Raw genomic sequence first — 2,433 nt, 5'->3', positions numbered from 1 at the left:
GCTGTCGCGAGGGTGTCCAGGTCCGTCTTCACACACTGACATTGGACGCCCTCGTCCTATGTCCGCAGGCCATCCCTTGGACTCACTCATCTAGGGCCATCGCCCCGCAGAAAGTCCAACGTCGATGAGCCGCTCGACGACACCCCTCAACTGGGCGGCGGTGACCGCGGTCGCGTCGTCCGCCGGTCCGAGCCGCACCGTGTCCAGGATCGCGGTCCAGGACGTGGCACCCGGCGCCAGGACGGCCACGAAGGAGTAGGGCCAGCCCGGAATGAACTGCGACGCCGTCTTCGCACGGCCATAGACGTGGCAGAACAGCCGCTCCGCCGAGCACGGCGCGTCCGAACGCAGCCACGGCGACACATCGACCGCCAGGACCAGGCGCCCGCCGTCGAAACGCGGCAACGACAGGCCGGCCAGTACCGTCCGCAGCCGGCCAACGTCGATGCGGCCGTGGTTCAAGCCGCCGTACATCGCTCCGTGCCCACGACGATGCTCGGGCAACAGCGTCAAGCCCACCGGGGACTTCACCGCACCGTCCGCACACAGCACCGCGTCCACCAGCTCGAACAACTCGTCGCGCGGAGCGGTCAGGCGCGCGTAGAAGTTTCCCCGGAAGCGTGACGCTTCCGCGAACGCCTCCCGCCGGACATCGTGGTGCAGCAGACTCACCCTCGCGGCCTTCGCCCTGGTCACGTGTACTCCTTGGCCGGAGCACATGATCAGACGAAGGCCGCCCCCACGTCCGGCGAATCCCCAGGCGAGCGAACCCGTTCGAGACACCGTTCGACCTTGTGGCACCCTGTGCGGCATGACGACCAACCGAAAGGTCCATGCCGCGTAGACGGCCAGGACGCATCCGGGCCGGAACCCCGGACCGGCAGCTGTCACAGCGATCGAGGCCGGCCATCGACCGCCTCTCCCCGCGAGCGCTGTCCGAGATCGTTCGCCTTGAACGCACGCGGAACTACCTCCAACCGGGCGACATCAACTCGGCATTGCGCCTGTGGAAGGACTACGTCCACCGGCCCGCGCGCGATCTCTGGCACGACGATGAGTTCGGCAACGTGCACTGGTACTGCTGCGGCAACCCTCTCGAAGGCCGTGCCCTACTCGACGGCGTGATCCGAGCAATGTCGCCTCGCGGAGCCCGCGAGCTCCGCAAGATCATCGAAGAGCTCGACGCCTTCATGGGCCCGCCCGCCCCAGCCGCAGACCGCCGAAGATAAAGAACAAGCTAAGCGCCCCGCCGAAGCCCGCGGCGGGAAGAATCCGCAGGTCTGGCCCGAAAAGGCGTAGAGCCCGCTGCCGCGGCGGGCCGGGTGCTGGAAGCGGCGTTCGCCGCCGAGGCCGCCGCGGTCCGTTGCCGAGCCGGGCTGAATGGCCCGAACGTACTCCCAAGCCGCGTCCGCCTTCTTCCAGGCCAGTGCCCTATCCGGTGATGCCGAGCGTGTTGTCGGGGCTGCAGTACGGGCAGGGCTCGATGCCCTCGGCGAGCATCCGGCGCACCTGCTCGGCGTCGGCGGGCTTGCCGCGGCCCATGCTGCAGTCCCCGGCGTGGACCCGGAGCCCCTTCAGCCCGCTCCCGGTACGGATCCCCTCGACCTTCCACTCCGGCGGCCGGGGAGGCGGCCGCCGGGCCCGGACCTCGGCGAGCTCGGCCTCCAGGGCGGCGATGGTCTGCGCGGCCTGCCGCTGCTGCCAGGCAAGCCACGCCGCCACGGCCCGCCAGCTCTCCAGCCGCGCCTCCAGCTCACCCACCGCGACCGCCCTCCTCCGGCTTGACCACGAACCTGCCGCCGACGAGCCGCACCACGGCCTCCGGCCCGCCGCCCGGCGCGTCCTGGGCGGCCCGCCACAGCCGCGTACGCCCCACCCGGCCCGGATCACCGTCACCCCAGTACGGGTGTTCGCCGATCCGGCACGAGAGCCGCAGCAACTCCGCCCTCAGCTCGGCCGCCCCCGCGCACGGCCGCCGCGCGAGCCGGTTGTAGAGCCGGATCCAGGCCTGCTGGAGGGCGATCGGCTCCGGAGGGAAGCGGTCGGAGGGTCTCGGGCCGCCCGGCTCGCCGCTCACGCCGCGGTCGTCCACCCGCGGGCGCGGGCCTGCCGGCACAGCTCCGCCCCGCCCGCTCGGGAGCGGCCCGGCGCCGCCCAGTACGGGTGGCCGTACAGCCGGCAGGACAGCACGATCGGGCGCCGCCGGAGCACTGCCGTGCCCACCCCGGCCTGGGCACGGGCGAGCGCGTCATAGGTACGGAGCCACGCGGCCTGCAGCGCCACCAGGTCGTCGGGGAAACGGAACGATTCCATCCACCAAGTAAAACATGTGTTCGATTTTTAGGGCGAGCGGCACGCGCCGTCGGCCTCCGGAGGCCGACGGCGCGGGCCGCGTCCAGCAGACCCGCCCGGACGGCCCGCGCCCGACGCGCG

At 71.7% G+C, this 2,433-nt stretch carries 3 protein-coding genes and 1 pseudogene; all 4 read right to left on the bottom strand.

Annotation, left to right across the window (positions count from 1 at the left end):
* Window positions 1–96: 96 nt before the first annotated feature.
* Window positions 97–720 (bottom strand): annotated as a pseudogene (locus ACFWTC_RS37865) (transposase); the annotation flags it as partial.
* A 711-nt stretch (window positions 721–1,431) separates the two neighbouring features.
* Window positions 1,432–1,761 carry a DUF6233 domain-containing protein gene (locus ACFWTC_RS37860; RefSeq protein ID WP_383932896.1) on the bottom strand — a complete coding sequence of 110 codons (330 nt, stop codon included), beginning with the start codon at window positions 1,759–1,761 and terminating at the stop codon, window positions 1,432–1,434.
* Window positions 1,754–2,077, bottom strand: a complete 324-nt coding sequence (locus ACFWTC_RS37855; RefSeq protein ID WP_383932894.1) for a hypothetical protein — start codon at window positions 2,075–2,077, stop codon at window positions 1,754–1,756. The genes ACFWTC_RS37860 and ACFWTC_RS37855 overlap by 8 nt, the downstream gene beginning before the upstream one ends.
* On the bottom strand, window positions 2,074–2,313 hold the full coding sequence (locus ACFWTC_RS37850; RefSeq protein WP_383932893.1) for a hypothetical protein: 240 nt from the start codon (window positions 2,311–2,313) through the stop codon (window positions 2,074–2,076). The genes ACFWTC_RS37855 and ACFWTC_RS37850 overlap by 4 nt, the downstream gene beginning before the upstream one ends.
* Between the last annotated feature and the right edge of the window lie 120 nt (window positions 2,314–2,433).

Source organism: Streptomyces sp. NPDC058619 (assembly GCF_042717785.1).
In the GTDB taxonomy this organism is placed as follows: Bacteria; Actinomycetota; Actinomycetes; order Streptomycetales; family Streptomycetaceae; genus Streptomyces.
The sequence above is the reverse complement of the archived record's forward strand: the minus strand, read 5'-3'. Positions and strand labels throughout refer to the sequence as shown.

Excerpts from the sequence above, each read along its gene's own strand:
- ACFWTC_RS37850 (WP_383932893.1), bottom strand. The coding sequence starts at position 2,313 with ATGGAATCGTTCCGTTTCCCCGACGACCTGGTGGCGCTGCAGGCCGCG.